Origin of the sequence: Acidovorax sp. SUPP950, from assembly GCF_030158935.1 — a bacterium.
Lineage (GTDB): Bacteria > Pseudomonadota > Gammaproteobacteria > Burkholderiales > Burkholderiaceae_C > Paracidovorax.
Map to the genome: position 1 here is coordinate 75016 of NZ_BQXE01000005.1, position 26009 is coordinate 101024.

25 protein-coding genes are annotated in these 26009 nt (G+C 70.8%); 16 read left to right on the plus strand and 9 right to left on the minus strand.

Features of this window, described 5'->3' with window-relative positions; translation table 11 throughout:
- Positions 1-68: 68 nt before the first annotated feature.
- The 3 genes from AVME950_RS18905 to AVME950_RS18915 all read left to right on the plus strand — a co-directional run bounded on the left by AVME950_RS18905 (position 69) and on the right by AVME950_RS18915 (position 2669).
- Positions 69-809, plus strand: coding sequence for a GntR family transcriptional regulator (locus AVME950_RS18905; RefSeq protein ID WP_284430996.1), 741 nt, complete (start codon positions 69-71; stop codon positions 807-809).
- 193 nt (positions 810-1002) lie between these two features.
- Positions 1003-1974, plus strand: a complete 972-nt coding sequence (locus AVME950_RS18910; protein WP_284394392.1) for a LysR family transcriptional regulator — start codon at positions 1003-1005, stop codon at positions 1972-1974.
- On the plus strand, positions 1971-2669 hold the full coding sequence (locus tag AVME950_RS18915) for a DUF3016 domain-containing protein (RefSeq protein ID WP_349817240.1): 699 nt from the start codon (positions 1971-1973) through the stop codon (positions 2667-2669). The genes AVME950_RS18910 and AVME950_RS18915 overlap by 4 nt, the downstream gene beginning before the upstream one ends.
- A 48-nt stretch (positions 2670-2717) precedes the next feature.
- Here the strand turns inward: AVME950_RS18915 and AVME950_RS18920 are convergent, their stop codons facing one another.
- A complete protein-coding gene (locus AVME950_RS18920) occupies positions 2718-3683 on the minus strand; it encodes an FmdB family transcriptional regulator (protein WP_284430997.1) in 966 nt (321 codons plus the stop codon).
- A 154-nt stretch (positions 3684-3837) separates the two neighbouring features.
- Here AVME950_RS18920 and AVME950_RS18925 point away from each other — a divergent pair, with 154 nt between their 5' ends.
- The gene (locus AVME950_RS18925; protein WP_284394754.1) at positions 3838-4293 is read left to right on the plus strand and encodes a DUF2214 family protein; all 456 of its coding nucleotides are present in this window, start codon (positions 3838-3840) and stop codon (positions 4291-4293) included.
- Positions 4294-4362: 69 nt separating this feature from the next.
- Here the strand turns inward: AVME950_RS18925 and AVME950_RS18930 are convergent, their stop codons facing one another.
- Entirely contained in the window at positions 4363-4701 is a 339-nt protein-coding gene (locus AVME950_RS18930) for a PsiF family protein (RefSeq protein ID WP_284406653.1), read from the minus strand.
- A gap of 117 nt (positions 4702-4818) precedes the next feature.
- On the opposite strand from AVME950_RS18930, the gene argS reads away from it, so the two are divergent.
- From argS to AVME950_RS18960, 6 genes are all read left to right on the plus strand, one after another.
- Complete coding sequence (gene argS, locus AVME950_RS18935; RefSeq protein WP_284413354.1) at positions 4819-6528, plus strand: arginine--tRNA ligase; 1710 nt, start codon at positions 4819-4821, stop codon at positions 6526-6528.
- A gap of 12 nt (positions 6529-6540) precedes the next feature.
- Positions 6541-7188 (plus strand): SPOR domain-containing protein, encoded by a 648-nt coding sequence (locus AVME950_RS18940; protein WP_284413356.1) that lies wholly within the window; start codon positions 6541-6543, stop codon positions 7186-7188.
- Between the two features lie 57 nt (positions 7189-7245).
- Positions 7246-7905 (plus strand): thiol:disulfide interchange protein DsbA/DsbL, encoded by a 660-nt coding sequence (locus AVME950_RS18945; protein ID WP_284413358.1) that lies wholly within the window; start codon positions 7246-7248, stop codon positions 7903-7905.
- Positions 7906-8008: 103 nt separating this feature from the next.
- Positions 8009-8662: a lipopolysaccharide transport periplasmic protein LptA gene (lptA, locus tag AVME950_RS18950; RefSeq protein WP_272565719.1), complete on the plus strand. Its 654-nt coding sequence runs from the start codon at positions 8009-8011 to the stop codon at positions 8660-8662.
- A complete protein-coding gene (gene lptB, locus AVME950_RS18955) occupies positions 8662-9444 on the plus strand; it encodes an LPS export ABC transporter ATP-binding protein (RefSeq protein ID WP_284430998.1) in 783 nt (260 codons plus the stop codon). The genes lptA and lptB overlap by 1 nt, the downstream gene beginning before the upstream one ends.
- 88 nt (positions 9445-9532) lie before the next feature.
- Positions 9533-11119 (plus strand): RNA polymerase factor sigma-54, encoded by a 1587-nt coding sequence (locus tag AVME950_RS18960; RefSeq protein WP_284430999.1) that lies wholly within the window; start codon positions 9533-9535, stop codon positions 11117-11119.
- 28 nt (positions 11120-11147) lie between these two features.
- Here the strand turns inward: AVME950_RS18960 and AVME950_RS18965 are convergent, their stop codons facing one another.
- Complete coding sequence (locus tag AVME950_RS18965; RefSeq protein WP_284431000.1) at positions 11148-11693, minus strand: TspO/MBR family protein; 546 nt, start codon at positions 11691-11693, stop codon at positions 11148-11150.
- 215 nt (positions 11694-11908) lie between these two features.
- Positions 11909-13771 carry a methyl-accepting chemotaxis protein gene (locus AVME950_RS18970; protein ID WP_284431001.1) on the minus strand — a complete coding sequence of 621 codons (1863 nt, stop codon included), beginning with the start codon at positions 13769-13771 and terminating at the stop codon, positions 11909-11911.
- A 217-nt stretch (positions 13772-13988) separates the two neighbouring features.
- Between AVME950_RS18970 and AVME950_RS18975 the strand changes: the two genes are divergently transcribed.
- Both AVME950_RS18975 and AVME950_RS18980 read left to right on the plus strand, forming a co-directional pair.
- Positions 13989-15260 (plus strand): THUMP domain-containing class I SAM-dependent RNA methyltransferase, encoded by a 1272-nt coding sequence (locus AVME950_RS18975; protein WP_284426224.1) that lies wholly within the window; start codon positions 13989-13991, stop codon positions 15258-15260.
- On the plus strand, positions 15250-15729 hold the full coding sequence (locus tag AVME950_RS18980; RefSeq protein ID WP_284431002.1) for a putative toxin-antitoxin system toxin component, PIN family: 480 nt from the start codon (positions 15250-15252) through the stop codon (positions 15727-15729). Before AVME950_RS18975 ends, AVME950_RS18980 begins: the two co-directional genes overlap by 11 nt.
- 46 nt (positions 15730-15775) lie before the next feature.
- Here AVME950_RS18980 and AVME950_RS18985 read toward each other — a convergent pair whose 3' ends face one another.
- Positions 15776-17710, minus strand: coding sequence for an ABC transporter ATP-binding protein/permease (locus AVME950_RS18985; protein ID WP_284431003.1), 1935 nt, complete (start codon positions 17708-17710; stop codon positions 15776-15778).
- Between the two features lie 196 nt (positions 17711-17906).
- On the opposite strand from AVME950_RS18985, the gene AVME950_RS18990 reads away from it, so the two are divergent.
- Positions 17907-19208, plus strand: coding sequence for a UDP-N-acetylglucosamine 1-carboxyvinyltransferase (locus tag AVME950_RS18990; RefSeq protein WP_284431004.1), 1302 nt, complete (start codon positions 17907-17909; stop codon positions 19206-19208).
- A 37-nt stretch (positions 19209-19245) separates the two neighbouring features.
- On the opposite strand, the gene AVME950_RS18995 is transcribed toward AVME950_RS18990, so the two are convergent.
- Positions 19246-20076, minus strand: coding sequence for a BUD32 family EKC/KEOPS complex subunit (locus AVME950_RS18995; RefSeq protein WP_284431005.1), 831 nt, complete (start codon positions 20074-20076; stop codon positions 19246-19248).
- 249 nt (positions 20077-20325) lie between these two features.
- Between AVME950_RS18995 and AVME950_RS19000 the strand changes: the two genes are divergently transcribed.
- The 3 genes from AVME950_RS19000 to AVME950_RS19010 all read left to right on the plus strand — a co-directional run bounded on the left by AVME950_RS19000 (position 20326) and on the right by AVME950_RS19010 (position 23129).
- A complete protein-coding gene (locus tag AVME950_RS19000; protein ID WP_272565705.1) occupies positions 20326-21165 on the plus strand; it encodes a UPF0149 family protein in 840 nt (279 codons plus the stop codon).
- An 84-nt stretch (positions 21166-21249) separates the two neighbouring features.
- Positions 21250-22734 (plus strand): SulP family inorganic anion transporter, encoded by a 1485-nt coding sequence (locus AVME950_RS19005; protein WP_284431006.1) that lies wholly within the window; start codon positions 21250-21252, stop codon positions 22732-22734.
- A 17-nt stretch (positions 22735-22751) separates the two neighbouring features.
- Positions 22752-23129, plus strand: a complete 378-nt coding sequence (locus tag AVME950_RS19010) for a DUF1493 family protein (RefSeq protein WP_284431007.1) — start codon at positions 22752-22754, stop codon at positions 23127-23129.
- 26 nt (positions 23130-23155) lie between these two features.
- Here AVME950_RS19010 and AVME950_RS19015 read toward each other — a convergent pair whose 3' ends face one another.
- The 3 genes from AVME950_RS19015 to AVME950_RS19025 form a co-directional block, all read right to left on the minus strand.
- Positions 23156-23575, minus strand: coding sequence for a CinA family protein (locus AVME950_RS19015; protein ID WP_284431127.1), 420 nt, complete (start codon positions 23573-23575; stop codon positions 23156-23158).
- 104 nt (positions 23576-23679) lie between these two features.
- On the minus strand, positions 23680-24219 hold the full coding sequence (locus AVME950_RS19020) for a phosphatidylglycerophosphatase A family protein (protein ID WP_284426230.1): 540 nt from the start codon (positions 24217-24219) through the stop codon (positions 23680-23682).
- A complete protein-coding gene (locus AVME950_RS19025) occupies positions 24216-25859 on the minus strand; it encodes a DUF4139 domain-containing protein (RefSeq protein WP_284431128.1) in 1644 nt (547 codons plus the stop codon). The genes AVME950_RS19020 and AVME950_RS19025 overlap by 4 nt, the downstream gene beginning before the upstream one ends.
- Between the last annotated feature and the right edge of the window lie 150 nt (positions 25860-26009).

Consider the following 26009-nt stretch of genomic DNA (forward strand, 5'->3'; position numbering starts at 1 on the left):
ATGAATTATTGTGTTTATGTACGTACATAAAGAAAATCCGGGTTTACCCCGGATGAAAGGCTGCGCCCATGGCTGAGCCGCGCTATGCGCTGGTGGCGCGCCATCTGTCGGAGCGCATCGCCGCGGGCGAATACGTGGTGGGCGCGCTGCTGCCGACCGAGCTGGAGCTGTGCGACCGCTACGGCGTGAGCCGCCACACGGTGCGCGCCGCCATCTCGGAGCTGCAGCAGTCCGGCCTGGTGTCGCGCCGCAAGAAGGTGGGCACGCGCGTGGAGGCGGCCACGCCCAATGCGCATTACCAGCAGACGCTGGCCTCGCTGGACGACCTGGTGCAGTTCGGCGCCACCCACGTGCGCGAGGTGCGCCGCATCGAAGAGGTGGTGCTCGACCGCGAACTGGCCGCCGAGCTGGGCTGCGCCGCCGGCAGCCGCTGCCTTGCCATCGCCAGCCTGCGCCGGGACGGTGCCGCGCCGCACCTGCCCATCGCCTGGACGGTGGTCTATGTGGATGCGGCCCGCTTCGACGCGCGGGAGCTGGCCGAACACGTGCGCGCCGCGCCCGACGTGCTGGTCAGCAGCCTGCTGGAGGCGCAATACGGCCTGCGCATCGCCAAGGTGCGGCAGGACATCGTGGGGGCGCTGGTGCCGGAGTCGCTGGCCGAAGAGCTGCAGGCGCCCGCCGGTTCCGCGGCGCTGAAGATCGTTCGCCGCTACGTGGACACCGGCGGCGAACTGATGGACGTGAGCGTGACGCTGCACCCAGCCAGCCGCTACACGCTGTCGATGCAGCTCACCCGCGCGGCCGTCTAGGCGCGGCTGCAGGAGCGATCGGCGCGGAGCGGGGCGGCCCCGTGCAATTCATGGGGCAGAGTTTGCTATTTTTTTGATAGCTATACGCCCTAGAATTAATTGCACTGGTGCCCGATTTCGCTTGAAGTCCTACGTCAGCAATCAGCGTGGAACCCGCATGCATCCGTGACATCCATCCGCATAATCGGCGCCCATGGACAAGCTCAAGGCCTTCGAGTCATTCGTGTCGGTGGCAACGCGCGGCAGCCTCACCGCCGCCGCCAAGGCCGAAGGCGTGGCCCCGGCCATCATGGGGCGCCGGCTCGATGCGCTGGAAGAGCACCTGGGGGTCAAGCTCATGGTGCGCACCACGCGGCGCATCCACCTCACGCACGAGGGAAGCGCCTTCCTGGAAGATTGCCAGCGCCTGCTGTCCGACGTGGCGAATGCCGAGGCCAGCGTGTCCGCCGGCGGCGTCAAGGCCACCGGGCACCTGCGCATCACCGCGCCGGCCGGTTTCGGGCGGCGCCACGTGGCGCCGCTGGTGCCGCGCTTTCGCGACCTGCATGCCGAGGTGACCATCTCGCTCAACCTGAGCGATCGCGTGGTCGATCTGGCCGGCGAGGGGTTCGACTGCGCGGTGCGCGTGGGCGACCTGCCCGATTCTTCCCTGGTGAGCGTGCGCATCGCCGACAACCGGCGCCTGTGCGTGGCCACGCCGGCGTACCTGGCGCGCCACGGCACGCCGCGCCATCCGGGCGACCTGGCGCAGCACGCCTGCCTCACGCTCTCCAGCGATGCCTCGCAAACCCGCGGCTGGGCCTTTCGCATGCCCGCGGCCGAGGGCGGCGGCACCGAGGTCGTGCACTTCAAACCCGGCGGTCCGCTGGACTGCTCGGACGGGCAGGTGCTGCACGACTGGTGCCTGGGCGGCTGGGGCATCGCCTGGCGCAGCACCTGGGAGGTCGAGGCCGAGATCGCCGCGGGCCGCCTGGCAGCCGTGCTGGAGGACTTCGCCGCGCCGCCCAACGGCATCTACGTGGTCTTTCCCCAGCGCAAGCACATGCCGCTGCGCGTGCGGCTGTGGATCGACTACCTCAAGCACCATTACGGCCAGCCCGAGTTCTGGCGCCGCACGGCGGGCCCTGCCGCCGCCCCATCCACCCAAGAAGGAGCCTTGCCATGACCCACCATTCCCCACCGAGGCGGCGCGGCGCGGCGGCGCGCGCCGCGGGCATGGCCTGGCCGGGACGCGGCCGCGCGGGCGCGGCGCTGGCCCTGCTGGCGGTCTCCGCAATGCTGGCCGGCTGCGCGGGCGGGCCGCCAGCGGCCCTGGAAGCGCCCCAGGCGCCCGTGGCGGGCCGAAGCCCGGCCCCGGAATCCGCACGGCCGGCTGCTCCCGGCCCCGGCGCGGCACGCGGGGCGCATCCGGTTGCGCCCGGCATCGTCAGCGTGGAGTACGACGATCCCTCCCGCTTCAGCGATGCCCGAATGGGCCCGCACGAGTCCGACCGCGCGCGCCGGGCGTGGGTCGATGCCCTGTGCCAGCACCTGTCCGAACGCGCGGCCGCCGCGCTGCCCGATGGCGAGCGGCTGGCGGTGCGCATCACCGACGTGCAGCGCGCGGGCGGGTTCGAGCCGGGGCGCGGCGCGCAGCTGGCGCAGGTGCGCATCGTGCGCGACGTGTATCCGCCGCGCATCGACCTGGAGTTCCAGCGGACGGCGGCCGATGGCCGCGTGCTGCAGTCCGGTCGCCGCGAGCTGCGCGATCCTTCGTTCCTGTCCCGCGCGGGGCGGGGCGGCAGCGATCCGATGCGGTATGAAAAGGCACTGCTCGACGACTGGGTGCGCCAGGACATCGGAGCGCCTTCGCCGCAGTGATGCGGCGAAGGCGGCACCCCGTGGCGCTGCCTTCGCCGCCTGCGCGGGTCAGCGGCCGGGCCCGACGACCGCCGGGTCCTTCAGTGCCGTGTTGATCCGGTCGATGTAGGCGCCGGCGTTGGTATTGCCCGGGTCGGGGTTGCCCGACACGTAGTACGCCAGCCCCTGCTGCAGGCCGCCGTGGTCGGCCACGCGCTGGGCCAGGTTGGACGCCGCCATGCGCAACTGCGTCGTCACGCTGCCCTGGTATTGCTCGGTGGAGACCTTCTGGCCGCCGACCCGTTCGTTGCCGGGGCCGCCGTCCGCCCATTCGCGGCCGTCCAGGAACTTGCGGGAAATCTGCCCCAGGCCGATGGAGGTGTTGTTCTCGCCGGCACGGCCCAGGTCGCCTTCCAGCTTCATGGCGCCCTGAAAGCCCTTGGAGAAGGCGTTGGATTCCACCTCCAGCTGGGCGCGGAACACGTTGGGGTCGAGGCCGTATTCCCTGGCCGTGGCATCGGCCGCCTTGCCGAAGTCCGCCTGGGTCTGGATCTGCGCGTCCTTTTGCGACTCGTCGCCGCGCAGCACCGGCTCGAATTTCGGGTGGACCTTGCCCGCGCCTTCCGCCACGCTCTGCGTGCCGAAGTCGTTGCCTGCCGTGCCGCTGCCGGGAATGGCCGGGCTGGTAGAGGGCGCTGGTGCCGGGACCGTGTCGGCGGTGCCGTCGTGCGTTGGCGTGGGAGCCGGAGCGCCCGAGGGGGGGCTGGCCGGACCGGCGGACGGGTTGGGTGCCGGGCCAGGTGATGGACTGGGTGACGCGCTGGGGGGCGCGCTGGGGGGTACGCTCGCGGGGCTGGAAGCCGGGGTGCCGCCGGGCTGGCTGGACGGCGCGTCGTCTTTCTTGCCCAGCTTCTCCAGCAGGCTGACGAGCAGCATTTCCAGGACCTTTTTGATGAGATCCTGCTGCAGGGTGGTGCTCTGGCCGCCCTGGAGCCAGGCGTTGGGCTGCGTGTGGGAGATGGACTGGATCGGCATGGACATGCCTCGCAACAATGGAGAGGCTTTCACTGTTGCGCCAGTCCCGGAGATTGCGCACGCGCACCCGAAGCGCTGCACCGGCGAACGAAACGCGGCGCAGGCTGCCGTAGGCGCGCTACCATCGCGCCGCCCCCACTCCAAGGAACGCCACATGACCACCGAAGCCCTGCTGGCCTATGCCCATTTCCTGGCCATTCTCACCATGGTCACCTTCCTGGCCAGCGAAGCCGCGCTGTGCCGCCCGGCCTGGCTGAACGCGGCCGCGGTGGAGCGGCTGGCGCAACTGGACCGGTTCTATGGCATCGCGGCCCTGGCCGTGTTGGCCACCGGGCTGGCCCGCGTCGGCTGGGGCATCAAGGGTGCGCAGTGGTATGGAATGCAGCCGCTGCTGCATGTGAAGGTGGGGCTCTTCGTGGTGGTCGGGCTGATCTCCATCGCGCCCACCCTGCGGTTCCTGCGCTGGCGCAAGGCCCTGCGCGCCACGGGCGCGCTGCCGGACGAGGCGGCGATCCGCAGCACCCGGCGCCTGGTCATGATCGAGGCGCACCTGCTGGTGCTGATTCCGCTGGCGGCCACGTTCCTCGCGCGGGGCGTCGGCACCCGCTGAACGCCCCGCGCCCAGCAAAAAAGCCCCGCAATGCGGGGCTTTTTGACGAAAGGCGGGCCGGTGGCCGGATCAGGCGGCGGGCTTGTTGCTCAGGCACTGCTTCATGAAGGCCTTGCGCTCGTCGCCCTTGAGCGCCTTGGTCTTGGCGTCGGCATTGCAGGTGGTCATCTTGCCCTGCTGTGCGGCCTGCTTGTCGGCGCTGAGGCAGTCCTTCATGAAGGCCTTGCGTTCGTCGCCCTTGAGCGCCTTGGTCTTGGCATCGGCGTTGCAGGTGGCCATCTTGCTCTGTTGAGCAGTGGGAGCCTTGGCCGGCGCGGAGGCGGCGGCTGCGGGGGCATCGGCGGCATGCGCCGTGGCGAAGGAGAGGGCGAGGCCGGCGGCGGCCACCACGGAGAGCAGATTCTTCATGTCGTGTTCCTGCAAAAAGTGGATAGGAAGCCCCCCGTCGACGCGCACCCCGCGAGGCTGTTCAGCATAACGTCATGGCCGAAAGTTTGGATGACGGGCGGCCCGTAGAATCGCCGCATGCTCTCCGTCAAACAGGAATTGCTCGCGGCGCTCGCCGGCGAGCTGGAAAAATTGTCGCCCGGCGCTGCCGGGCGTGCTGCTTTTGAATCCCCCAAGGTGGCCGCGCACGGCGATTTCGCTTGCACCGCCGCCATGCAGCTGGCCAAGGCCGCCAAGCAGAACCCCCGGCAACTGGCCGAAACGCTGCGCGAGGCCCTGCTGGCCACGCCGGCTTTCGGCCGCTGGGTCGAGGCGCTGGAGATCGCCGGCCCCGGCTTCATCAACATCCGCCTGAAGCCCGCCGCCAAGCAGGAAGTGGTGCGCGAAGTGCTGGCCGCCGGCGAGCGCTTCGGGCAACAGCCGGACAACGGGCGGAAGGTGCTGGTCGAGTTCGTCTCGGCCAACCCCACGGGCCCGCTGCACGTGGGCCACGGCCGCCAGGCGGCCCTGGGCGATGCGATCTGCAACCTCTTCGCCACGCAGGGCTGGAAGGTGCACCGCGAGTACTACTACAACGATGCGGGCGTGCAGATCCATACGCTCACGCACAGCACGCAGCTGCGCGCCAAGGGCTTCAAGCCCGGCGACGACTGCTGGCCCACCGACCCCGAGAATCCCGCCAGCAAGGGGTTCTACAACGGCGACTACATCCAGGACATCGCCAACGACTTCCTCGCGAAGAAGACGGTGCAGGCCACCGACCGCGCCTTCACGGCCAGCGGCGACGTGGAGGATGTGGAGTCCATCCGCAACTTCGCGGTGGCCTACCTGCGCCACGAGCAGGACAAGGATCTGCAGGCCTTCAACCTGAAGTTCGACGAGTACTATCTGGAGTCGAGCCTGTACACCAGCGGCCGCGTCGAGGCCACGGTGAACCGGCTGGTCGCCAACGGCAAGACCTACGAGCAGGACGGCGCGCTGTGGCTCCAATCCACCGACTACGGTGACGACAAGGACCGCGTGATGCGCAAGCAGGACGGCTCGTACACGTACTTCGTGCCCGACGTGGCCTACCACATCTCCAAATGGGAGCGCGGCTACACCAAGGTCGTCAACATCCAGGGCACGGACCACCACGGCACCATCGCCCGCGTGCGCGCCGGCCTGCAGGCCGCCGACGTGGGCATTCCGCAGGGCTACCCCGACTACGTGCTGCACACCATGGTGCGCGTGGTCAAGGGCGGCGAAGAGGTCAAGATCAGCAAGCGCGCCGGCAGCTACGTGACGCTGCGCGACCTGATCGAGTGGACCAGCAAGGATGCCGTGCGCTTTTTCCTGCTGAGCCGCAAGCCCGACACCGAATACACCTTCGACGTCGATCTGGCCGTGGCGCAGAACAACGACAACCCGGTGTACTACGTGCAGTACGCGCATGCGCGCATCTGCTCCGTGCTGCGCAGCTGGGCCGAGCAGGGCGGCGGCGATGTGGCGTCCCTCCAGGGCGTGGACCTGTCCGCGCTCGAAGGCCCGCAGGCCCAGGCGCTGATGCTGCAATTGGCCAAATACCCCGAAATGCTCACCGCCGCGACCGAAGGCGAGGCGCCGCACGACGTCACCTTCTACCTGCGCGACCTGGCCGCGAGCTACCACAGCTACTACGACGCCGAGCGCATCCTGGTGGACGACGAAGCCGTCAAGCGCGCGCGCCTGGCGCTCGTCGCCGCCACCGCACAGGTATTGCACAATGGCCTGGCCGTGCTGGGCGTATCGGCGCCAGCCAGAATGTGAGTGTTTACGGATATGACAAAACAGCAACGTGGGGGCACCGCCATCGGCTTCATCCTCGGGGTGGTCGTGGGCCTGGGGGCGGCGCTGGGCGTGGCCGTGTATGTGACGAAGGTGCCGGTGCCCTTCCTCAACAAGGGCGGTGCGCGCAATGCCGACCAGGACGCCGCCGAATCCCAGAAGAACAAGAACTGGGACCCGAATTCGCCGCTGTACGGCAAGAACCCGGCGCGCCCGCCCGTGCCCGCCAGCTCGACGCCCGCGGTGGCCGGTGTCGCGCCGGCCCCCGCGAGCAACGCTTCGGTGCCGGCCGCCGTGGCCGCCGCTTCGGCGCCCCGGGGTGCCGCCAGCAAGCCGGCCGCCTCGTCCGATCCGCTGGGCGATCTGGCCAAGGCCCGGGCCGCCAGCGCGCCCGGCGGCGCCGAGCCGTTTGATTACTTCGTGCAGGCCGGTGCCTTCCGCACCCAGGGCGACGCGGATGCGCAGCGCGCCAAGCTGGCCATGCTGGGCTGGGAGGCCCGGGTGAGCGAGCGCGAGCAGAGCGGCCGCACCGTGTTTCGCGTGCGCGTCGGCCCCTTCACCAAGCGCGACGATGCCGAAATGCTCAAGGACAAGCTCGATGGCGCGGGCGTCGAATCCGCGCTGGTGCGCGTGCAGCGCTGAACTTTTCCCGCAGGCTGCCGCTCACAACCCTCTGACCGAACAAGGAGTGTCTTTTTCATGAAACGCCGCGAGTTTTCCCTGTCCACCGCCACGGCCGTGGCCGCTTCCGCCCTGACGCTGCCCCTGGCGACGCCCGCCATGGCCCAGGCCCGCCAATTCAAGGAAGGCAAGGACTACGTCAAGCTCGCCAAGCCCGTGGCCAGCGATGTGCCCGCCGGCAAGGTCGAGGTCATCGAGTTCTTCTGGTACAGCTGCCCCCACTGCAACGCCTTCGAGCCCACGCTGGAAGCCTGGATCAAGGCGGCGCCCAAGGACCTCGTCATCCGCCGCATGCCCGTGGCGTTCAACTCCAGCTTCGCACCGCAGCAAAAGCTGTACTTCGCCCTGGAAAGCATGGGCAAGGTCGGCGATCTGCACGCCAAGGTGTTTCGCGCCGTGCACGTGGAAAAGCAGGCCCTCAACAAGGACGACCTGATCTTCGAATGGATCGGCAAGCAGGGCGTGGACGTGGCCAAGTTCAAGGAGGCTTACAACTCCTTCTCCGTGTCCAACCAGCTGCGCAAGGCCGCCCAGCTGCAGGAGGCCTACGGCGTGGAAGGCGTGCCCTCGATGGGCGTGGCCGGCCGCTACTACACCGATGGCACCATGGCCGGCAACATGCAGGGCGTGCTGCAAGTGGTGGAGTACCTCGCTTCCACCGCCGCCAAGGGCGGTTGAGTTCCCCGCTCCGTGCGATGCAAGCCCGCGTTTGCGGGCTTTTTCTTTGCTGCTCCCGGATCGCGCCAAGGGGTGGCTACAATCTTTGCAAGATTCGTGCCCTATGAGAAAACGCCTCCTACCGATCCTCCTGCTTGCCGCCCTGGCTTTCGCCATGGGAGGCGCCCGCGCCGAAAAGGCCGACCGCAACAAGCCCATGAACATCGAGGCCGATGCACTGCGCCACGATGAGCTCAAGCAAACCAGCGTCTTCACCGGCCGCGTGGTGGTCACCAAGGGCACCATCCTGCTGCGCGGCGCGCGGCTGGACGTCCGGCAGGACCCCGATGGCTTCCAGTACGGCACCATGACGGCCGAGGCCGGCAAGCGGGCCTTCTTCCGGCAAAAGCGCGACACGGCGCCCGGCATGCCCGACGAGTTCGTCGAGGGCGAGGGCGAGGTCATCGAGTACGACGGCCGGGCCGATCTGGTGCGGCTCATCCGCCGCTCGGAACTGCGCCGCTACCGCGAATCCACCCTCACCGACGAGATGGCCGGTGCCCTCATCGTCTACAACAACCTAACCGACGTGTTCACCGTCGATGGCCAGAAGGCCGCCCCCGCCGGCAGCAACACCGCGGCCACGCCCGGAGGCCGCGTGCGCGCGGTGCTCTCGCCCAAGGAGACTCCGGCCAAGGCCGGGGCGCCCGCTGCGGCCCCCACCTCGCCGGCCCCCGCCCTGCGGCCCAGCGGCGAACTGGGCGGCGGCGCGAAGTGATGGCGGCGGCACACCCTTCCGACGCCTCGGTGGCCGGCACCACGAGCCGGCTGGAGGTCGAGCACCTGCAGAAGTCCTACGGCAGCCGCAAGGTGGTCAAGGACGTGTCGATGGTCGTGCAAAAGGGCGAGGTCGTCGGCCTGCTCGGCCCCAACGGCGCGGGCAAGACCACCTCGTTCTACATGATCGTGGGGCTGGTGCGCAGCGACGGCGGCGACATCCGCATCGACGGTCATTCGGTGGCCGACATGCCCATCCACCGCCGCTCGCGGCTGGGCCTGTCCTACCTGCCGCAGGAAGCGTCGATCTTCCGCAAGCTGACGGTCGAGGAGAACGTGCGCGCCGTGCTGGAGCTGCAGCGCGACGAGAACGACAAGGCCCTGAGCCGCGACGAGATCGAGTCGCGCCTCACCGCCCTGCTGCAGGAGCTGCGCGTGGAGCACCTGCGGGCCTCCCCGGCCCTGGCGCTGTCGGGCGGCGAGCGCCGCCGCGTGGAGATCGCGCGGGCCCTGGCCACGCAGCCGCGCTTCATCCTGCTCGACGAGCCGTTCGCGGGCATCGACCCCATCGCCGTGATCGAGATCCAGCGCATCATCGGGTTCCTCAAGGCGCGGGGCATCGGCGTGCTCATCACCGACCACAACGTGCGCGAGACCCTGGGCATCTGCGACCACGCGTTCATCATCAGCGATGGGCGCGTGCTGGCGCGGGGCACGCCCTCCGAGATCGTGGACAACGCCGAGGTGCGGCGCGTGTACCTCGGCGAGCATTTCAGGATGTGAGCATGGCGTCCACGCTGGTCATCGTGTTGACTGCGCTGCTCCCCGCGGGGGCTCTCGCGCCTCGGGGCGGCCCTGCGGCACCGGTGTGATGAAGCCGGGGCTGTCGCTGCGCGTCTCGCAGCATCTGGCACTCACGCCGCAGTTGCAGCAGTCCATCCGGCTGCTGCAGTTGTCCACCCTGGAACTGTCGCAAGAGGTCGAGCAGATGCTCGACGAAAACCCCTTCCTCGAACGCACCGCCGAAGAGGCCGCGCGCGAAGAATTCGGCCTGCCGCAGGCCGATGCGCCCGTGAGCGAGGACGATCGCCACACCGAAGAGGCCATCTATTCCGGCGCGCCCGGCGAGTCCAGCGCGGCGGTGGAGTCCTCCTCGGAGGGCGATGCCGCGAGCGCCGCCGAGGCGCCGGGCAGCGCCGACGCCCCCGACTGGGAGGGCGACGGCACCGTCGAGATGGCGCCGGACGACGGCGAATGGGGCGGCGACGCCCCGGCGCGCACGCGCACGGCCGGCGAGGGCGACGAAGCCGACGCCACCGAGCTGGCCCGCAGCCACGAGTCGCTCACCGCCTACCTGCACCGGCAGGCGCTGGGCCTGCGCCTGTCCGAGGTCGACACCGCCGCTTTGCGCTTTCTCATCGAGTCGCTCAACGACGATGGCTACCTGGACGAGTCGCTGCCGTCGCTCGCCGTGAGCCTGGCGGGCGAGGACGACACCGAGCAGGTCGAGGAGCTGGTGCACCGCTTCACCGTGGCGCTGGGCCTGCTGCAGAGCCTGGACCCGGTGGGCGTGGGCGCGCGCGGACTGGCCGAGTGCCTGACCCTGCAGCTCAAGGCGCTGCGCGAGGACGGCGAGGGCGACCCCGACGTGGTGCAGACCGCGCTGCGCATCTGCCAGCAGCCGCTGGAGATGCTCGCGCGGCGCGACGTGCGCCGCCTGGCGCAGGCCTGCGGTGGCGGCGAGGAGCGCACGCGCGCGGCCATGGCGCTGATCGCCCGCCTGGAGCCCCGGCCCGGCCGTGCCTTCGCCGAGGTGGAGCGCAACATCATCGTGCCCGACGTCATCGTGAAGAAGACCGGGCGCGGCACGCAGCAGAACTTCAGCGTGCAGCTCAACCCCGATGTGATGCCGCGCCTGCGCGTGCACGACATCTACGCCGGCGCGCTGCGCGGCAACCGCGGCGGCGAGGGCCACCAGGGCCTGCAGCAGCGGCTGCAGGAGGCGCGCTGGTTCATCAAGAACATCCAGCAGCGCTTCGACACCATCCTGCGCGTGTCGCGCGCCATCGTGGACCGGCAGAAGAACTTCTTCGTGCACGGCGAGCTGGCCATGCGGCCGCTGGTGCTGCGCGACATCGCCGACGAGCTGGGCCTGCACGAGTCCACCATCAGCCGCGTGACCACGGCCAAGTACATGGCCACGCCGCAGGGCACGTACGAACTCAAGTATTTCTTCGGCTCGGGCCTGGGCACCGAGACCGGGGGCAACGCCTCCAGCACGGCGGTGCGGGCACTCATCAAGCAGTTCGTCTCGGCCGAGAGCCCGGCCAAGCCGCTGTCGGACAGCCAGATCGCCGAGATGCTGAAGGAGCAGGGCATCGAGTGCGCGCGCCGCACCGTGGCCAAGTACCGCGAGGCGCTCAAGATCGCGCCGGCCAACCTGCGCAAGGCGCTGTAGCGCCTGCGCCGCGAAAGACGCCGGCCCCTCAGCCCAGCAGCTGCGGATTCAGCCGCCAGACCGTGAAGTTCAGCGCGGCGGCGAAGGTGATCCAGGCCAGGTAAGGCACCAGCAGCGCCCCGGCCAGCGGCCTCAGCCGCCAGAACGCCACCAGGGTGGCGGCCACGCAGCACCACAGCAGGCCGATGTCGGCCAGCGCCCAGGCGCCCTGGTGCCATTGGAAGAACAGCCAGCTCCACAGCGCATTGAGCGCCAGCTGCACGGCGAACAGCCACAGCGCGCGCCGGCGCAGGGCCCTTGCGGGCTCGCGCCACACCAGCCAGGCGGCGATGCCCATCATGGCGTACAGCGCGCTCCACACCGGCCCGAACAGCCAGGCGGGCGGTGCCCAGGCCGGCTGGGTGAGCTGGGCGTAGAACTGCGGCGCCTGGACCGATGCGATGCTGCCGACCGCAGCAGCCACGAAGGCGATCGCGAGCCAGCCGGCCAGGCCGAGCCAGGTGCGTGGCGTGAGGGGGGCTCGGCCGGGGCGGGCCGGCGCCGAAGGGGTGCGCGAGGGCAGGGTGGGGGTCATCGCGCCATCATGGCCGCCAGGGGACCTTGGCGCCGTCAGCGAAGGCCGAAAAGAGGGCGCACGCGGGCTTGAATGCCACCCGGCGCCCCTGTCCTTTATCGCTGGATTGGGGCTGCCACGCCCCAGGCCTGAGCCCGATCGCCATGCGGCCGGGTTATTTTGCTATCAAATATATAGCTATATGCCCTAGTGCTTATTGTGCTGGAGGCCGTTTTTTATCGCATGGTCAGGGCGCGGTTCGTTCCGGCCGCCGGACCGCCCCGCGACGGCGCTGCGGCCCCGTGGGCGTTGAGCTTGAAGCCGGCGACCGCGTCGGCCAGCTGCGCCGCCTGCTGCTGCAGCGACTGCGCGGCGGCGGTGGCCTCTTCCACCAGCGCGGCGTTCTGCTGGGTGGACTGGTCCATCTGGCTCACGGCGCTGCCGATCTCGGCGATGCCGGTGCTCTGCTCCTGGCTGGCGTTGCTGATCTCGGCCACGATGGCCGTCACGCGGCGCACGCTGTCCACCACCTTGTCCATGGTGGCCCCGGCGTCCTGCACCAGCTTGCTGCCGGCATCCACCTGCGTGACCGAATCGTCGATCAGCGCCTTGATCTCCTTGGCGGCGGTCGCGCTGCGCTGGGCCAGCGTGCGCACCTCGCTGGCCACGACGGCGAAGCCGCGGCCCTGCTCGCCCGCGCGGGCGGCTTCCACCGCGGCGTTCAGCGCCAGGATGTTGGTCTGGAAGGCGATGCCGTCGATCACGCCGATGATGTCCACGATCTTGCGGGCCGAGGCATCGATGCCGCCCATGGTCTTCACGACCTGGCCCACCACGGTGCCGCCGTGCGTGGCGATCTCCGAGGCACCCGTGGCCAGCGTGTTGGCCTGGCGCGCGTTCTCGGCGTTCTGCTGCACCGTGGCGGTGAGCTGCTCCATGGCGGCCGCCGTCTCCTCCAGCGAGCTGGCCTGCTGCTCGGTGCGCGAGGACAGGTCCTGGTTGCCGCTGGCGATCTCGCTGGTGGCCAGGCGCACGGATTCGGACGAGGCGCGGATCTGCACCAGCACCGCCGCGATCTTGTCCACGAAGTGGTTGAAGGCGCTGGCGATCTGGGTGAGTTCGTCGCTGCCGTGGGTGGACAGGCGGCGCGTCAGGTCGCCGTCGCCCGAGGCGATGTCTTCCAGCGCATCGCGCACCACGCCCAGCCGGCGCAACTGGTGGCTCACCGCCACGGTGACCAGCGCGACGGCGGCCACCACGCTCAGCAGGGTGATGACGATGGCCACTTTCAGCAGCGCGCTGACCGATTGCGTGGCCTCGGCGCGGTCGATGGCGATGGCCAGCGTCCAGGGCGTGCCCTGCACCTTGGCGGCGTAGAGCATCTGTTCGGCGCCGTCGATCTGCACGTCGGTGCGCTCGTTGCGCTCGGCCAGGCGCTTGATGAGCGCGGCGTCCAGGCTGCCCGAGATGTCGGAGACGGGCTTGAGCGCCATGCCGGGCTTGGCATACGCCAGGATCTTGCTGTCGCCGTCCAGAAGGAAGGCGAAGCTCTTGGCGATCGGGTGGATGGCGTTGACCTTGGCGGTCACCGAATCCAGGTAGATGTCGGTGGCCACCACGGCCGTGGGCTGGCCGGCCGGGCCGGCGGGCTCGGCGAAGGTGATGGTCAGCTTGCCGCTGCTCGCGCCCACGTAGGCGGGGGTGATGACGGGGCCGCCCGCCTGTGCCGCCTGCTTGTACCAGGGGCGCGATGTGCCGTCGTACCCGTCCGGCACCTTGGTGAGCGCCATGTGGCGCTTGTCGGCATAGGTGAAGTACACCAGGTCGAACGCGCCGGCCTGCTTGATGGCGCGCAGCATGGGCAGCGGGTCCGGCTGCTCGGTGGCGACCTTGAGGGACGAGGTGATCCGCTGTTTTTCGCGCACCCATTCGGCCACTTCGTCGGCATGCAGGCGGGTGAGCCCGCCGACGTGCTCGTCCAGCTGCGCCAGCGTGTCGTTGCGCACCACGAAGAAGGTCACCAGCGCCAGGGCCAGCAGAGAGAGCACGGTGATGGCGACGCAAATGCCGATGAGGCGCGCACGCAGGCTTTTGAACATGGGGTACCTTTGCAATTGGATACACACAAGGGTTCATTCTGACCATCGGTTGACGCATATCAAATGCCAAGCCGGCGGTTCTGCTAGGTGGAAACCCTGATGCCCGGATTCGCCCGAATTCGCCGGTCTTCCCGCATGCCCGGCCGCGCCCTTGCCGGGCGGCGGGGGCCCCTCGGCGCCGCAACGGTGCTGCCAGCGCGTATCCTCGGGGCCGTCTATGAACCAACTGCAACTTTTCCTGCCCTGCGCCGCTGGCGTCGAGGGTTTTCTGGCCGACGAGGTGCACGGCATCACCGGCCTGACCGGCCAGGACCTGCTCACCGGCCGGGGCGGCGTGCTGCTGCGGGCCTCCTGGCGCGACGCGCTGATGCTCAACCTGCACAGCCGCCTCGCGCAGCGCGTGCTGGTGCAGCTCGGCCACCGGCCATACCGCTCCGAGAACGACCTGTACGCCGCCGCGAGCGAGGTCGCCTGGGAGATCTGGTTCACCCCGCGCCAGAGCTTCAAGATCGACGTCACCGCCCAGCACAGCCCGCTCACCAGCCTGAACTTCGCCGCGCTGCGCGTGAAGGACGCGGTGGCCGACCGCTTTCGCGCCAAGACCGGCGTGCGCCCGGACGTGGACACCCAGTGGCCCGACGTGCGCATCCACCTGCACCTGACCACCGACGAGGCCACGGTGTACATCGACACCTCGGGCGAGCCGCTGTTCAAGCGCGGCTGGCGCGAGGACAAGGGCGACGCCCCGCTCAAGGAAACCCTGGCCGCCGCCATGATCGCGGCCACCGGCTGGGACCCGCAGGGCGACGTGCCGCTGTACGACCCCTGCTGCGGCAGCGGCACCGTGCTGATCGAGGCGGCGCAGATGGCCTGCCACATCCCCGCCGGCATGCAGCGGCGGTTCGCCTTCGAGAAGCTGCTGCCGTTCCAGGCCCATGTCTGGTCTGCTATCAAAAATGAAGCAGAACAGGCAATCAAACCGCCGGCAGTGGGCATCTTCGGCTCGGACGTTTCGCACCGCATGGTGGACTTCGCCCAGCGCAACGCCGAGCGCGCGGGCGTGGCCCAGGCCATCGAGCTGCGCGGCGGCGACGCGCTGCAGCGCATGCCGCCCACCGCCCAGCCCGGCGTGATGCTGCTGAACCCGCCCTACGGCGAGCGCATCGCCGCCGCGGGCACGGCCGGGCGCAGCGCGTCCGAGCGCGCCGGCCACGTGGAGCGCGCGGGCCGCGAGACGGCGCAGACCGAGGACGGCGGCGAGTTCTTCAGCCAGCTCGCCACGCACTGGAAGAAGAACTTCTCCGGCTGGCAGGGCTGGATGCTCACGCCCGACCTCAAGCTGCCCGGCAAGATGCGCCTGAAGGAGTCGCGCCGCGTGCCCATGTGGAACGGCCCCATCGAGTGCCGCCTGTTCCGCTTCGACATGGTGCGCGGCTCGGCGCGCGAGCGTCCCCCCCGGCCCGTGGAAAGCCCGCCCGATGCGGGTTGAGCTGCGCCTGCCGGCGCAGGCCGCGGGCGGCGAGGCCCCCCGTGCGGTGGTGGTGGACACCAACATCGTGCTGGACCTGCTGGTGTTCGCCGACCCCGCCGTGGCGCCGCTGCGCGAGCTGCTCGCCCAGGGGCGGCTGCAGTGGGTGGCCACGCAGGCCATGCGCGACGAACTGGAGCGCGTGCTGGCCTACCCGCAGATCGTGCCGCGCCTGGCGTTCTACGGCCTGGATGCCGCGGCCGTGCTGGCTGCCTTCGACGCCCGGGTGCGCGTGGTGCCCGAGGCGGCGCGCGTGCCCTCGGTGTGCAAGGATGCGGACGACCAGAAGTTCATCGACCTGGCCGTGGCGCACCGCGCCATCCTGCTGTCCAAGGACAAGGCCGTGGTCTGCATGCGCAAGCGCCTGCTGGCGCAGGACGCGCATGTGGCGACCGTGCTGGTGCTGGAGCCCGCGGCGTGCGCCGCATGAAGCCGCGCAGGCCACGGGCCGTGCGCGCGGCGCTCGGCGGCTCCCCTCACGCCTCGAACTGAAAGCCCTCGGCCGGGTGCAGGGCCCAGCGGCCTTCGCCCAGCAGCTGCAGCACGTGCGTGTGGTGTGCCAGCACCGCCGGCCGGTGGGCGATGCTGATGATGGAGGCGCCGCTGGCGCGCAGCCGCTCGTACAGCGCCGCTTCGTTGGCACCGTCCAGCGCGCTGGTGGCTTCGTCCAGGATCACGGTGCGCGGCTGGCGCACCAGCACGCGGGCGAAGGCCAGGCGCTGCTGTTCGCCGACCGACAGCTGCTTTTCCCAGTCGCGCGTGGCGTCGAGCCCGCCCACGCGGCCGGCCAGCTCGGGCAGGTGCACGTCGTTCAGGATCTGAAGCAACTGCGCATCGTCCAGCGCGGTCGTGCGCGCCGGGTAGATCATCTGGCTGCGCAGCGTGCCGGGCTGCATGTAGGGGCGCTGGGGCAGGAAGAACACCTCGTCCAGCGGCGGGTGCTGCACCACGCCGTCGCCCGTGCGCCACAGCCCGGCGATGGCGCGCAGCAGCGAGCTCTTGCCGCAGCCGCTGGCCCCGGTGATGAGCAGCGCATCGCCCGGCTGCAGCTCCAGCGTGAGGTCCTTCACCAGCAGGCGGCCGAATTTCGGGGTGTAGAGCGTGAGCCCGTCGATGGCCAGGCGTTCGCCTTCCCGCGCCTGGATCTCGCGGGAGGTGTCCGGGGCCGGTGCCTTGGCAGCGGGCGCGGGGGGCGTGGCCTGGGCTGCCGGGGCGATCGACGGGGTGCCGCGCTGGCGGCGCGACTCGCGCTTTTGCTGGCGGCGCAGCTTGCGTGCGGCGGACACGGCCTCGGGCGCCGCCGGCTCCTCGCGCCGGGCCGGCGCACCCAGCAGGGCCTGGGCCAGCGTGTCCAGCCGGCCGATGCCGGCCACGAAGCGGCTCAGGCTCTCGAAGTTGTCCACGATCAGCGAGACGGCGGCCAGCACCGCCGCGAACGCGCCGGCCGCCTGGATGGCGCGGCCCACCTCCATGTCGCCGGAGAGCACCGCATCGGCCAGGATGATGGCGGGAATCACCACCGTGAGCTGGCTGAACGCGCGCTGGAACAGGTTGAGCGAGCGCTGGCGCTTGATGAGCCGCGCGTAGTTGGTGAACACCGCCTGGAAGCTGTGGTCCAGCTGCGCGCGCTCCTGCGACTCGCCGCGGTAGAACGCGATCGACTCGGCGTTCTCGCGCAGCCGCATCAGCCCGAAGCGGAAATCCGCCTCGCGCCGCAGCTGCCAGAAGTTCAGGCGGATGAGCGGCGCGCCGAACACCCACAGCGCCACCACCGTGCCCAGCAGGGCGTACACCGCCAGAAAGGCCACTAGCACCTTGGAGATCGACCACAGCACGGTGCTGAAGGCCACCAGCTGCATGCCCGCGCCGACGAAGATCAGCAGGAAGTGCGTGGAGCGGCCGGTGAAGGTGTTGATGTCCTCGCTGATGCGCTGGTCGGGGTTGTCGATGCCGCCCTGCGTGTTCAGCTCGTAGTAGCGCCGGCCGCCCAGGTAGCCGTCCAGGAAGCGGTGCGTGAGCCAGCGCCGCCAGTGGTTGGAGAACGCATCGCGCATGTAGTAGTAGAAGGCGTACACCGGCACGGCGAAGCCCAGCACCAGCAGGCAGGTGCGCACCGCGTCCCAGAAGCGGTCGCGGTCCTTGGCGGCCAGGGCCGAGGTCATCTCGCCAGTGCGGTCGATCAGCATCACGGCCAGCTGCGTCTCGCACAGCATCAGCAGCACCAGCAGGCCGAGCAGGGACCAGGCCGCGACCTTCTTGTCGCCGAGCCAGTACGGCTTGGCCACGCTCATGAACTGGCGCCAGGCGGCGGCGGAAAAAGTGGGAGCGCGCCGGGAAGCGGCGAGGGGGGCGGGGGCGGGTGCCGCGGTGGCTGCCGCGGGGTGCGCAGCGGCAGAAGCAGAGGAAGACATGCAGGCGGTAGGAAAGGAAAGGCGGGAGCGCTGCGGCGAAGATAGGCTGCGCGCAGGCGGGGGGCTGTCGGACGCGGCCCACGGCCGGCTACGGAAACGCACGCGACCCGGGGGAGCGCGGCCGCTCGGGCGCCACAGGGGGGAGGGGGTTACAGTGCCGGCTGTTTTCTTTTCGGGTTTCCCCCGCATCCCGCCCATGTCCAATCTCATCGTGCACGGAGGCACGCCGCTGCGTGGCCGCATCACGCCCTCCGCCAACAAGAACGCCGTGCTGCCCGTGCTGTGCGCCACGCTGCTGACCCAGGCGCCGCTCACCTTGCACGGCGTGCCCGACATCACCGACGTGCGCAAGATCCTGGACATCTTCCGCACCCTGGGCAGCGACGTGCGCATGGACCACGCCAGCGGCACGCTGGAACTGCACCACAAGGACACCGCGTTCGACGCCGCCGCCCACCGCCTGCCCGAGGAGATGCGATCGTCCATCATGCTGGTGCCGCCGCTGCTGGCGCGCTTCGGCGTGGCGCGGCTCGAAGACAACGTGAAGGGCTGCACGCTCGGCGTGCGCGAGATCGATCCGCACGTGGAGGTGTTCCGCAGCTTCGGCGGCGCGGTGGAGCGCGCGCAGGGCTCGCTGCTCGTGCGCTGCGCCGGGCCGCTGCACGCCACCCACCACTGGCTCGACTACGCCTCGGTCACCACGACCGAGAACTTCGTGCTGTGCGCGGCCTCGGCCAGCGGCGTGTCCACGCTCAACAACGCCGCGTCGGAGCCGCACGTGCAGGAGTTCTGCCGCTTCATGTCCATGCTGGGCGTGCGCATCGACGGCATCGGCACCTCGCGCCTCACGGTGCACGGCGGCGCGGCGCTGGGCGGTGGCGAGTTCCGCTTCGACGAGGACTTCCACGAGATCACCACCTTCCTGGCCCTCGGGGCCATCACGGGCGGCGACGTGGTGGTGCGCAACAGCGCGCCGGAGAACTTCCCGCTGATCGACCGCACCTTCGCCAAGTTCGGCGTGCGCATCGAGCATGCGGACGGCTGGTCGCGCGCGCACCGCGAGGGGCCGCTCACCGTGCAGACGCCCTTCACCAGCAACGTGCTGACCAAGGTGGAGGCCGCGCCCTGGCCCTACTTTCCCGTGGACCTGCTGCCCATCTTCATCGCGCTGGGCGTGCGGGCGCAGGGCAACGCGATGTTCTGGAACAAGGTGTACGACGGGGCGCTGGGCTGGACGGGCGAGCTGTCGAAGTTCGGCGCGCACGTGTTCTCGTCCGATCCGCACCGCATCGTGACCTTCGGCGGCAATGCGCTCACGCCCGCCGTGGTGGAGAGCCCCTACATCATCCGCGTGGCCATCGCCCTGTTCATGGTGGCCGCCAGCATCGACGGGCGCTCGGAGATCCGCAACGCCACGCCCATCCGGCGCGCGCACCCGCGCTTCGTGGAGAACCTGCGCAGCCTGGGCGTGCAGGTGGAGTGGACGAGCGAGGAGTGACCGCGCCCAGGCGCCCTCTGCGCCTGGGTGGGGGCGGTCAGGGCGCCAGCAGGTCGTAGGCGGCGCGCACGCGCTGCAGGTCACGGCCCAGGCGCCGGCTCGGCGGCAGGTGGCGCAGCCAGCGCAGGCGGTGCACCGTGGTGGCCAGCACCGCGCGCATGTCCGGGCCCTGGGCGCCCAGCCAGGCCGCCCACAGCGCGCGGGCCGCGTCCAGCGCGCCCGCCTGGCGCAGGTAGAGCGCGGTGGACTGGGCGTAGCACAGCGCATCGCGCGCGTGGCACACGGCCAGCGGCAGCGCGGTGGCGGGGTCGTCCTCGAAATCCACGTAGCCCACCACGCCGTCGGGGCAGCGCACGAGGTTGCGGGCGAACGCCTGGCTCAGGCAGGTGCCGCTGGCGTGCACCCGGGCGATGGCGTCCAGGCCCTGGCGCCACAGGGCCAGCACGGCCTCGGGGCCCTCGGCCACGGCGTGGTCGATCTCGTTGCCCAGGGAATGGGTTTCCTCGTCGGGGGCGCCCAAGTGCCGCATCAGGAAGGCATCGTGCTGCACCGCCAGCACCTCGGGCGCGCGCAGGCCGCGCGCGGCGAAGTCCTGCAGGCGCCGCACCTCGATGGCGATGGCCGCGGGCCCGCCCGGCGTGGGCACCGGGCGCAGCACCGCCAGGCCCAGCAGGCGCGCCAGCACGGCCATGGCGCGGTAGCGCCCGGCGCCGTGGCTGGCGCCCGCGCGCTTGAGCCACCACTGCTCGCCGGGCAGGCGGTAGCTCTGCACGTTGGGCGCCTGGGTGGCCGCATGCTCGCGCAGGAAGGCCGCGGGGTCGGCGGGGGCGGCGGCGGCGGGCGCTGCAGGATCGGCGTGGGTCGGCATGGGGTCGGTGCGAAAGAGGGGAACGGGCCGGGCCCGGGGCTGCGAACGGGGTGCGAACCGAGGCCGGCAGGGGCCGGCCGGGGCCGGGCGGATAAAATCGCCGCCTGCGGCCCGGCCGTGGCCCTGGGCGGGGCTGTCTGCACCTGCCTCCAACGCCATGCCTGCGCCCGCCCCGGTTCGCCGCTTTGCGCGGGCTGCGGCATCATAACGAAGCCTTTTTCTCCCCCCGCCGCGCCCTGGAGCCGCCCCATGACCGAATCCTCCCACGACACCGCCGCTGCCGCCGGCACCGAACCCGCCCTCGACAACGATGCGCTCGACGAGCTGGACACGCTGCTGGACGACCTGCGCAGCCGTGCCGAAGAAATCCCGCAGTGGGAGTTCTGCGACGGTTTCCTGACCGCGCTGGCCTGCACGCGCCGCGCCATTCCCGCCGCCGAATACCTGCCCATGCTGCTGGACGACGGCGGCCCCATTGATGTGACCGAGGGCGCGGGCGCCCCGCTGCCGCTGCTGCCGGCCTTCAAGGACGAAGCCCAGCAGGCGCGGTTCATGGAGCTGTGGACGCTGCGGTTCGACGAGGTCAGCCGCCAGCTGGCCACCGAGGTGGAATCGCTGGAGGACGACCGCGCCTTCCAGCCCGAGGTGATGGACATGCGCGGCGCCGTCGCCTGCCTGCCCGAGGAAGAGCGCGCCGAGATGGCCGGCCAGGACATTCCCTCGTTCGGCCAGGTGTGGGCGCTCGGCTTCATGTTCGCGGTGGAGAACTGGCCCGAGGAATGGGCCGCCCCCCGCGACAAGGACGCCGCGCAGTGGCTGGACGGCGCGCTGGAAAACATCGTGGTGCTGACCGAGGACGACACCGGCAAGCCCGAGCACAACCTGTATGCCGAGGACGGCCCGGCCAGCGTGAGCGAGGCCCGCCTGGAGTCGTTCAGCGAAGCCGTCTGGGCCGTGTACGACCTGCGCCAGCTCTGGAAGAGCATCGGCCCGCGCGTGGAGGCCGTGCGCCGCGCCGACACCCCCGGCCGCAACGACCCGTGCAGCTGCGGCAGCGGCAAGAAATACAAGAAGTGCTGCGGCGCCTGACGGACGCCGGCGCGGCCTGACCGGGCGCTTCTTCTTCCCCTTTCCTTTTGCTTTTACGCGCGCTCCGGCGCGCGTTGCCGTTCCATGACCCCTGCTTTCCTGGCCCGCCTGCGCGCCGAATGGGCGCCCAGCATTCCGCGCGAACTGCTCGCGGGTGCCGTCGCCACGTTCGCGCTGATTCCCGAGGTGATCGCGTTTTCGTTCGTGGCGGGTGTCGATCCCTCCGTGGGCCTGTTCGCCTCGTTCGTCATCAGCATCGTGATCGCCTTCGCGGGCGGGCGCCCGGCCATGGTGTCGGCAGCCGCCGGTTCGGTGGCGCTCGTGGCGGCGCCGCTGGTGCAGTCGCACGGGCTGGGCCATCTGCTGGCGGCGGGGCTGCTGGCGGGCGTGGTGCAGGTGGCGTTCGGGCTGCTGCGCATGGGCGTGCTGGTGCGCTTCGTCTCCAGCTCGGTGCGCACGGGCTTCGTCAACGCGCTGGCGGTGCTGATCTTCTCGGCGCAGCTGCCGCACCTGCGTGGCGCGGGCGCCGCCACCTGGGGCATGCTGGCGCTGGGGCTGGCCCTCATCTACGGCCTGCCGTGGCTGGGCCAGCGGCTGCGGGTGCGGGCGCTCACCGCCATTCCGTCGCCGCTGATCTGCGTGGTGGCGCTCACGCTCATCGCCTCCGCCACGGGGCTGCACCTGCCCACCGTGGCGGACCTGGGCCGGTTGCCCGATGCGCTGCCGCTGTTCGGCCTGCCCGCGGTGCCGGTGTCGCTGGAGACGCTGCGCGCCATCGCACTGCCGGCGCTGGCGATCGCCATGGTGGGGCTGCTCGAATCGGTGCTCACCGCCGCCGTGGTGGACGAGATGACCGACACGCCCAGCGACAAGAACCGCGAGTGCGCGGGCCTGGGCCTGGCCAACATCGCGGCCAGCTGCTTCGGCGGCATCGCCGGCTGCGGAATGATCGGCCAGGCCGTGGGCAACGTGAAATACGGCGGGCGCGGGCGCCTGTCCACGCTGTTCGCCGGCGTGTTCCTGCTCATCCTGATGGTGGCGCTGAAGGACTGGGTGTCGCGCGTGCCGGTGATCGCGCTGGTGGCCATCATGGTGATGGTGTCGGCCTCGACGTTCGACTGGAAGTCGCTGGGCGCCGTGGTGCGCCACCCGCGCCTGTCCAGCGCCGTGATGCTCGCCACCGTGGCCGTGACGCTCGCCACGCACAACCTCGCGGCCGGGGTGGGCGTGGGGGTGGTGCTGAGCGGCGTGTTCTTCGCGTTCAAGGTCGCGCGCCTGCTCGGCGTGCGGGCCGAGGACGATGCCGCCACCGGCCTGCGCACCTGGCACGTGTCGGGCCAGGTGTTCTTCGCCTCGGCCGACGCGTTCATCGAGGCGTTCGACATCCTCGCGGCCGAAGGGCGCCCCGTGCGCATCGACGTGTCCTGCGCGCATTTCTGGGACGTGACGGCCGTGGCCGCGCTGGAGAAGGTGGTGCAGCGGCTGCGGCACCACGGGGCGGTGGTGGAGGTGGTGGGATTGAACGAGGCCAGTGCGGGGCTGGTGGGGCGGCTGGGGCCGGGCGCGTGAGACAGCAGGATTCGTTGATGGCGGGTCAGGCACTGGAGGAAATCGAGGCGTTCGCCAGAAGAGCGTCCGGGGTTCTGCCGCGGCGCGATCTTCATTCAGCGACCAGGATCGAGGACGATCTCAGCATCACGGGCGACGATGCGGTGGAGTTCATGGAAACCTTCTTCGCGGAGTTCGGCGTCGATTCCAGCGGGTTCGATTTCGGACGGTATTTCCACAACGAAGGGTTCAATCCATTGCAGTTGTTTTGGATGCCTTTGCGCCGCTATCGGGATCGACAGAGGAAGGTGCCCATCACCTTGGGCATGCTCGCGAAGTCCGTTGAACTGAAGCGCTGGGATGCCGCCCGCATCGAGTCCGCCGGACCGAGGGAGACCGCCGCTCCACGCGCATGAGGCCGACGGCCGCGAGGCATGGGTGTTCAGTGCAGAAGATCGGCCAGCCGCGCCAGCGCATGCCCCACGGTGGCCGCACGCACGGCCGCCCGGTCGCCCGCGAAGCGCACCATTTCGCTGTGGGTCTGCCCCGCCACCGACCAGCCGAACCACACCGTCCCCACCGGCTTGTCCGCGCTCCCGCCGCCGGGCCCGGCCACGCCCGTCACGGCCACGCTCACCTGCGCCCGCGAGCGCGCCACGGCGCCCTCGGCCATGGCGCGCGCCACGGGCTCGCTCACGGCGCCGTGCGCTGCGATGAGGGCGGTGGGCACGCCCAGCAGGTCGGTCTTGGCGGCGTTGGAGTAGGTGACGAAGCCGCGCTCGAACCAGCGGCTCGACCCGGCCAGGTCGGTGCAGGCACCGGCGATCAGCCCGCCCGTGCAGCTTTCGGCGGTGGCCAGCATCGCGCCGCGTGCCACGAGTGCCCCGGCGATGTGGGTCAAATGGGCCTCCAGCGCAATATTCTCTAGGGCATCATGCTCTGATTTCGATAGCGAATCGTCCGGTGTCACCACAGATGCCTCCAGAGCGCGATCACCACCAGCGTGCAGAAGGCCGCCACCAGGTCGTCGAACACGATGCCCCAGCCGCCGCGCCAGCCGAAGCCCTTGAACAAACTGTCGGCCCAGGCCACGGGGCCGGGCTTGGCGGCGTCGAAGAAGCGGAACAGCGCGAACGCCGCGCACTGCCCCCAGAAGCCCATGGGCATGGCCAGCCACAGCACGAGCCAGAAGGCGATCACCTCGTCCCACACGATGCTGCCGGGGTCGGCCACGCCCATGTGGCGCGCGGTGGTGGTGCAGGCCCACCAGCCGACGAGCGTGCCGGCCAGGATCAGCACGCCGAAATGCAGGGGCGCGAGCCACTGCTGCAGCACCAGATAGGCCAGCCACGCCCACAGCGTGCCCACGGTGCCGGGCGCCTTGGGCGACAGGCCGGCGCCGAAGCCCAGGGCGATCCAGTGCGCCGGGTGCGACCGCATGAAGGCGGCGGTCGCGCGGCGCGGTGCGGCGGCGGGCGTGGCAGGGCCGAAGGGGGCGGCGTTCATTCGCGCTCCCTCAGCGCGATCTCTTTCGGGTAGCGCACGGTGTGCGTGGCCGTGAAGCGCGCGGTGGCGCCAGCGGCCAGCGGCTGCTGCCAGGCGATGGTGCCGGGCGTGCGGTTCCAGGCCGTGTCCTGCGGCGCGGGCGTGTAGCGGGATTCGACCTCGATCTTCTCGTTGCGCGAGACCGGCGCTGCGTCCAGCACCTGCAGCGCGATGGGCCGGGCGTGGCGGTTTTCCACGCGGTAGGCGCGATCGGTGCGGCGCTCGGTGCGCCCGCCGGTGAAGCCGGCGCTGCCGGTGGTCTCCTGCGGCGGCTCGGCCTGCACGATCACCTGGTCGTCGGCCCCGAACCACAGGGTGGCCCTGCCGCCGGCCGTGGCGTCCTGCGCGAAATCCAGCGTGTCGTTGCCGATGAAGGCGCCATCGCGGTACAGCCCCACGGGCCCTGCGGGCCAGGCGCCCGGCGGCGCGATCTCGGCCACGAGATAGGCCGTCTCCTGCCGGGCGGGCACGGCGCGCGTGAGCAGCGTGGCGGCCGCGTTGTGCGTGCCCAGGGCCAGCGTGGTGCGTTGGCCGTTGGAGGGCACGGTGATGCGCTGGGGCACGGCGAACTGCGTGGCGTAGGTGCCGGCGAACGCGGTGACGTCGAAGCTGGGCGGCTCGGCTTCCTCGGCCACGCTGGCCGGCGCGGCCATCGCGGCGGGTGCCGCCGGTGCGGGCAGGCGGGCCATGGCCATCTGCGGCTGCGGGGGCGGCGCCACATCGAGGGTCCAGGCACCGGGCGCGGGGCCGCGCGTGGCGCGGGTGGCGGCTTGCGTGGAGAGGGTGAGCCGCACATCGGTCCAGTCCTCGCCGCTGTTTTGCGCGACGAGCGCCAGGCGCTCCAGCACCACGGCGCCGGTGTCGCTGTTCAGCACGGCGCGGTAGGTGGGCTGCCAGCCGGGGCCGCGCACCTGGTAGGACAGGCGCAGTTCGCCCTCGCGCTCGGCGGCGAGGTGGACGGCGACTGACACGGCGCGCGCCCGCGGGCCGCCCGCGTTGCGGTTGCGCTCGGCCACCAGGGGCTTGAGCGCAAGCTCCAGCGCCTCCTGCCGGCGCTTGAGCGCGTGCGAGCGGGTGAGGGCGTCGAGCGAGGTCTTGCGCAGCGCATCGGCCGTGGCGCCGATCTGGCCCGGGCTTACCGCGGCGGCGGGGCCCGCGGCCGGGCGGCGGTCGGGCGGCGGCGTGTCGGCCGCGCTGCCGGCATTGCCGGCCACGCCCTGCAGGTAGCGGTTCACGAGCTGCAGCGAGGCGGTCTCGGCACGCACGGCGGCCAGCTGGTCTTCCAGGTCCTGGATGCGGCCGTCCAGCGGGCTGGCGCAGCCGGCGGCCACGTCGCGGTCTTCGGTGGTGATCTTGAATTCGCCCACGCGCACCCCGGTGCCTGCGGCGATCTGCAGGCTGGCGGTGTCGATGGAGGCGGGCAGGCAGCGGAACACGGCGCTGCGGGCGCCGGCGGCCACGCGCGCGGTGCGCTCCACGGTGGCGCTGCCGGGGGAGACGGTGACCTGGGTGATGCGCGAGGCCACGCTGTCCTGCGCCAGGGCGGCGCCGGTGCCCAGCAGTGCCGTGGCGCTGGACAGACAGGTCAGCAGCGCGGCCATGGTGGGGCCGGCCGGCCGGACGGCAGGCACGGGCCGCAGGGAGGGCATGGAGGGAATCAAGGGCGGCTCCTGGGTGGGCTGGCGGATGGATCTGGAGGCGGCGGCAAGGTGCCGCGCCCGGCGATTATTCACCCGTGCCCGCCGCGGCCC

Excerpts from the sequence above, each read along its gene's own strand:
- AVME950_RS18905 (WP_284430996.1), top strand. The coding sequence starts at position 69 with ATGGCTGAGCCGCGCTATGCGCTGGTGGCGCGCCATCTGTCGGAGCGC.
- AVME950_RS18910 (WP_284394392.1), top strand. The coding sequence starts at position 1,003 with ATGGACAAGCTCAAGGCCTTCGAGTCATTCGTGTCGGTGGCAACGCGC.
- AVME950_RS18915 (WP_349817240.1), top strand. The coding sequence starts at position 1,971 with ATGACCCACCATTCCCCACCGAGGCGGCGCGGCGCGGCGGCGCGCGCC.
- AVME950_RS18920 (WP_284430997.1), bottom strand. The coding sequence starts at position 3,683 with ATGCCGATCCAGTCCATCTCCCACACGCAGCCCAACGCCTGGCTCCAG.
- AVME950_RS18925 (WP_284394754.1), top strand. The coding sequence starts at position 3,838 with ATGACCACCGAAGCCCTGCTGGCCTATGCCCATTTCCTGGCCATTCTC.
- AVME950_RS18930 (WP_284406653.1), bottom strand. The coding sequence starts at position 4,701 with ATGAAGAATCTGCTCTCCGTGGTGGCCGCCGCCGGCCTCGCCCTCTCC.
- argS (WP_284413354.1), top strand. The coding sequence starts at position 4,819 with ATGCTCTCCGTCAAACAGGAATTGCTCGCGGCGCTCGCCGGCGAGCTG.
- AVME950_RS18940 (WP_284413356.1), top strand. The coding sequence starts at position 6,541 with ATGACAAAACAGCAACGTGGGGGCACCGCCATCGGCTTCATCCTCGGG.
- AVME950_RS18945 (WP_284413358.1), top strand. The coding sequence starts at position 7,246 with ATGAAACGCCGCGAGTTTTCCCTGTCCACCGCCACGGCCGTGGCCGCT.
- lptA (WP_272565719.1), top strand. The coding sequence starts at position 8,009 with ATGAGAAAACGCCTCCTACCGATCCTCCTGCTTGCCGCCCTGGCTTTC.
- lptB (WP_284430998.1), top strand. The coding sequence starts at position 8,662 with ATGGCGGCGGCACACCCTTCCGACGCCTCGGTGGCCGGCACCACGAGC.
- AVME950_RS18960 (WP_284430999.1), top strand. The coding sequence starts at position 9,533 with ATGAAGCCGGGGCTGTCGCTGCGCGTCTCGCAGCATCTGGCACTCACG.
- AVME950_RS18965 (WP_284431000.1), bottom strand. The coding sequence starts at position 11,693 with ATGACCCCCACCCTGCCCTCGCGCACCCCTTCGGCGCCGGCCCGCCCC.
- AVME950_RS18970 (WP_284431001.1), bottom strand. The coding sequence starts at position 13,771 with ATGTTCAAAAGCCTGCGTGCGCGCCTCATCGGCATTTGCGTCGCCATC.
- AVME950_RS18975 (WP_284426224.1), top strand. The coding sequence starts at position 13,989 with ATGAACCAACTGCAACTTTTCCTGCCCTGCGCCGCTGGCGTCGAGGGT.
- AVME950_RS18980 (WP_284431002.1), top strand. The coding sequence starts at position 15,250 with ATGCGGGTTGAGCTGCGCCTGCCGGCGCAGGCCGCGGGCGGCGAGGCC.
- AVME950_RS18985 (WP_284431003.1), bottom strand. The coding sequence starts at position 17,710 with ATGTCTTCCTCTGCTTCTGCCGCTGCGCACCCCGCGGCAGCCACCGCG.
- AVME950_RS18990 (WP_284431004.1), top strand. The coding sequence starts at position 17,907 with ATGTCCAATCTCATCGTGCACGGAGGCACGCCGCTGCGTGGCCGCATC.
- AVME950_RS18995 (WP_284431005.1), bottom strand. The coding sequence starts at position 20,076 with ATGCCGACCCACGCCGATCCTGCAGCGCCCGCCGCCGCCGCCCCCGCC.
- AVME950_RS19000 (WP_272565705.1), top strand. The coding sequence starts at position 20,326 with ATGACCGAATCCTCCCACGACACCGCCGCTGCCGCCGGCACCGAACCC.
- AVME950_RS19005 (WP_284431006.1), top strand. The coding sequence starts at position 21,250 with ATGACCCCTGCTTTCCTGGCCCGCCTGCGCGCCGAATGGGCGCCCAGC.
- AVME950_RS19010 (WP_284431007.1), top strand. The coding sequence starts at position 22,752 with ATGGCGGGTCAGGCACTGGAGGAAATCGAGGCGTTCGCCAGAAGAGCG.
- AVME950_RS19015 (WP_284431127.1), bottom strand. The coding sequence starts at position 23,575 with ATGCTGGCCACCGCCGAAAGCTGCACGGGCGGGCTGATCGCCGGTGCC.
- AVME950_RS19020 (WP_284426230.1), bottom strand. The coding sequence starts at position 24,219 with ATGAACGCCGCCCCCTTCGGCCCTGCCACGCCCGCCGCCGCACCGCGC.
- AVME950_RS19025 (WP_284431128.1), bottom strand. The coding sequence starts at position 25,859 with ATGGCCGCGCTGCTGACCTGTCTGTCCAGCGCCACGGCACTGCTGGGC.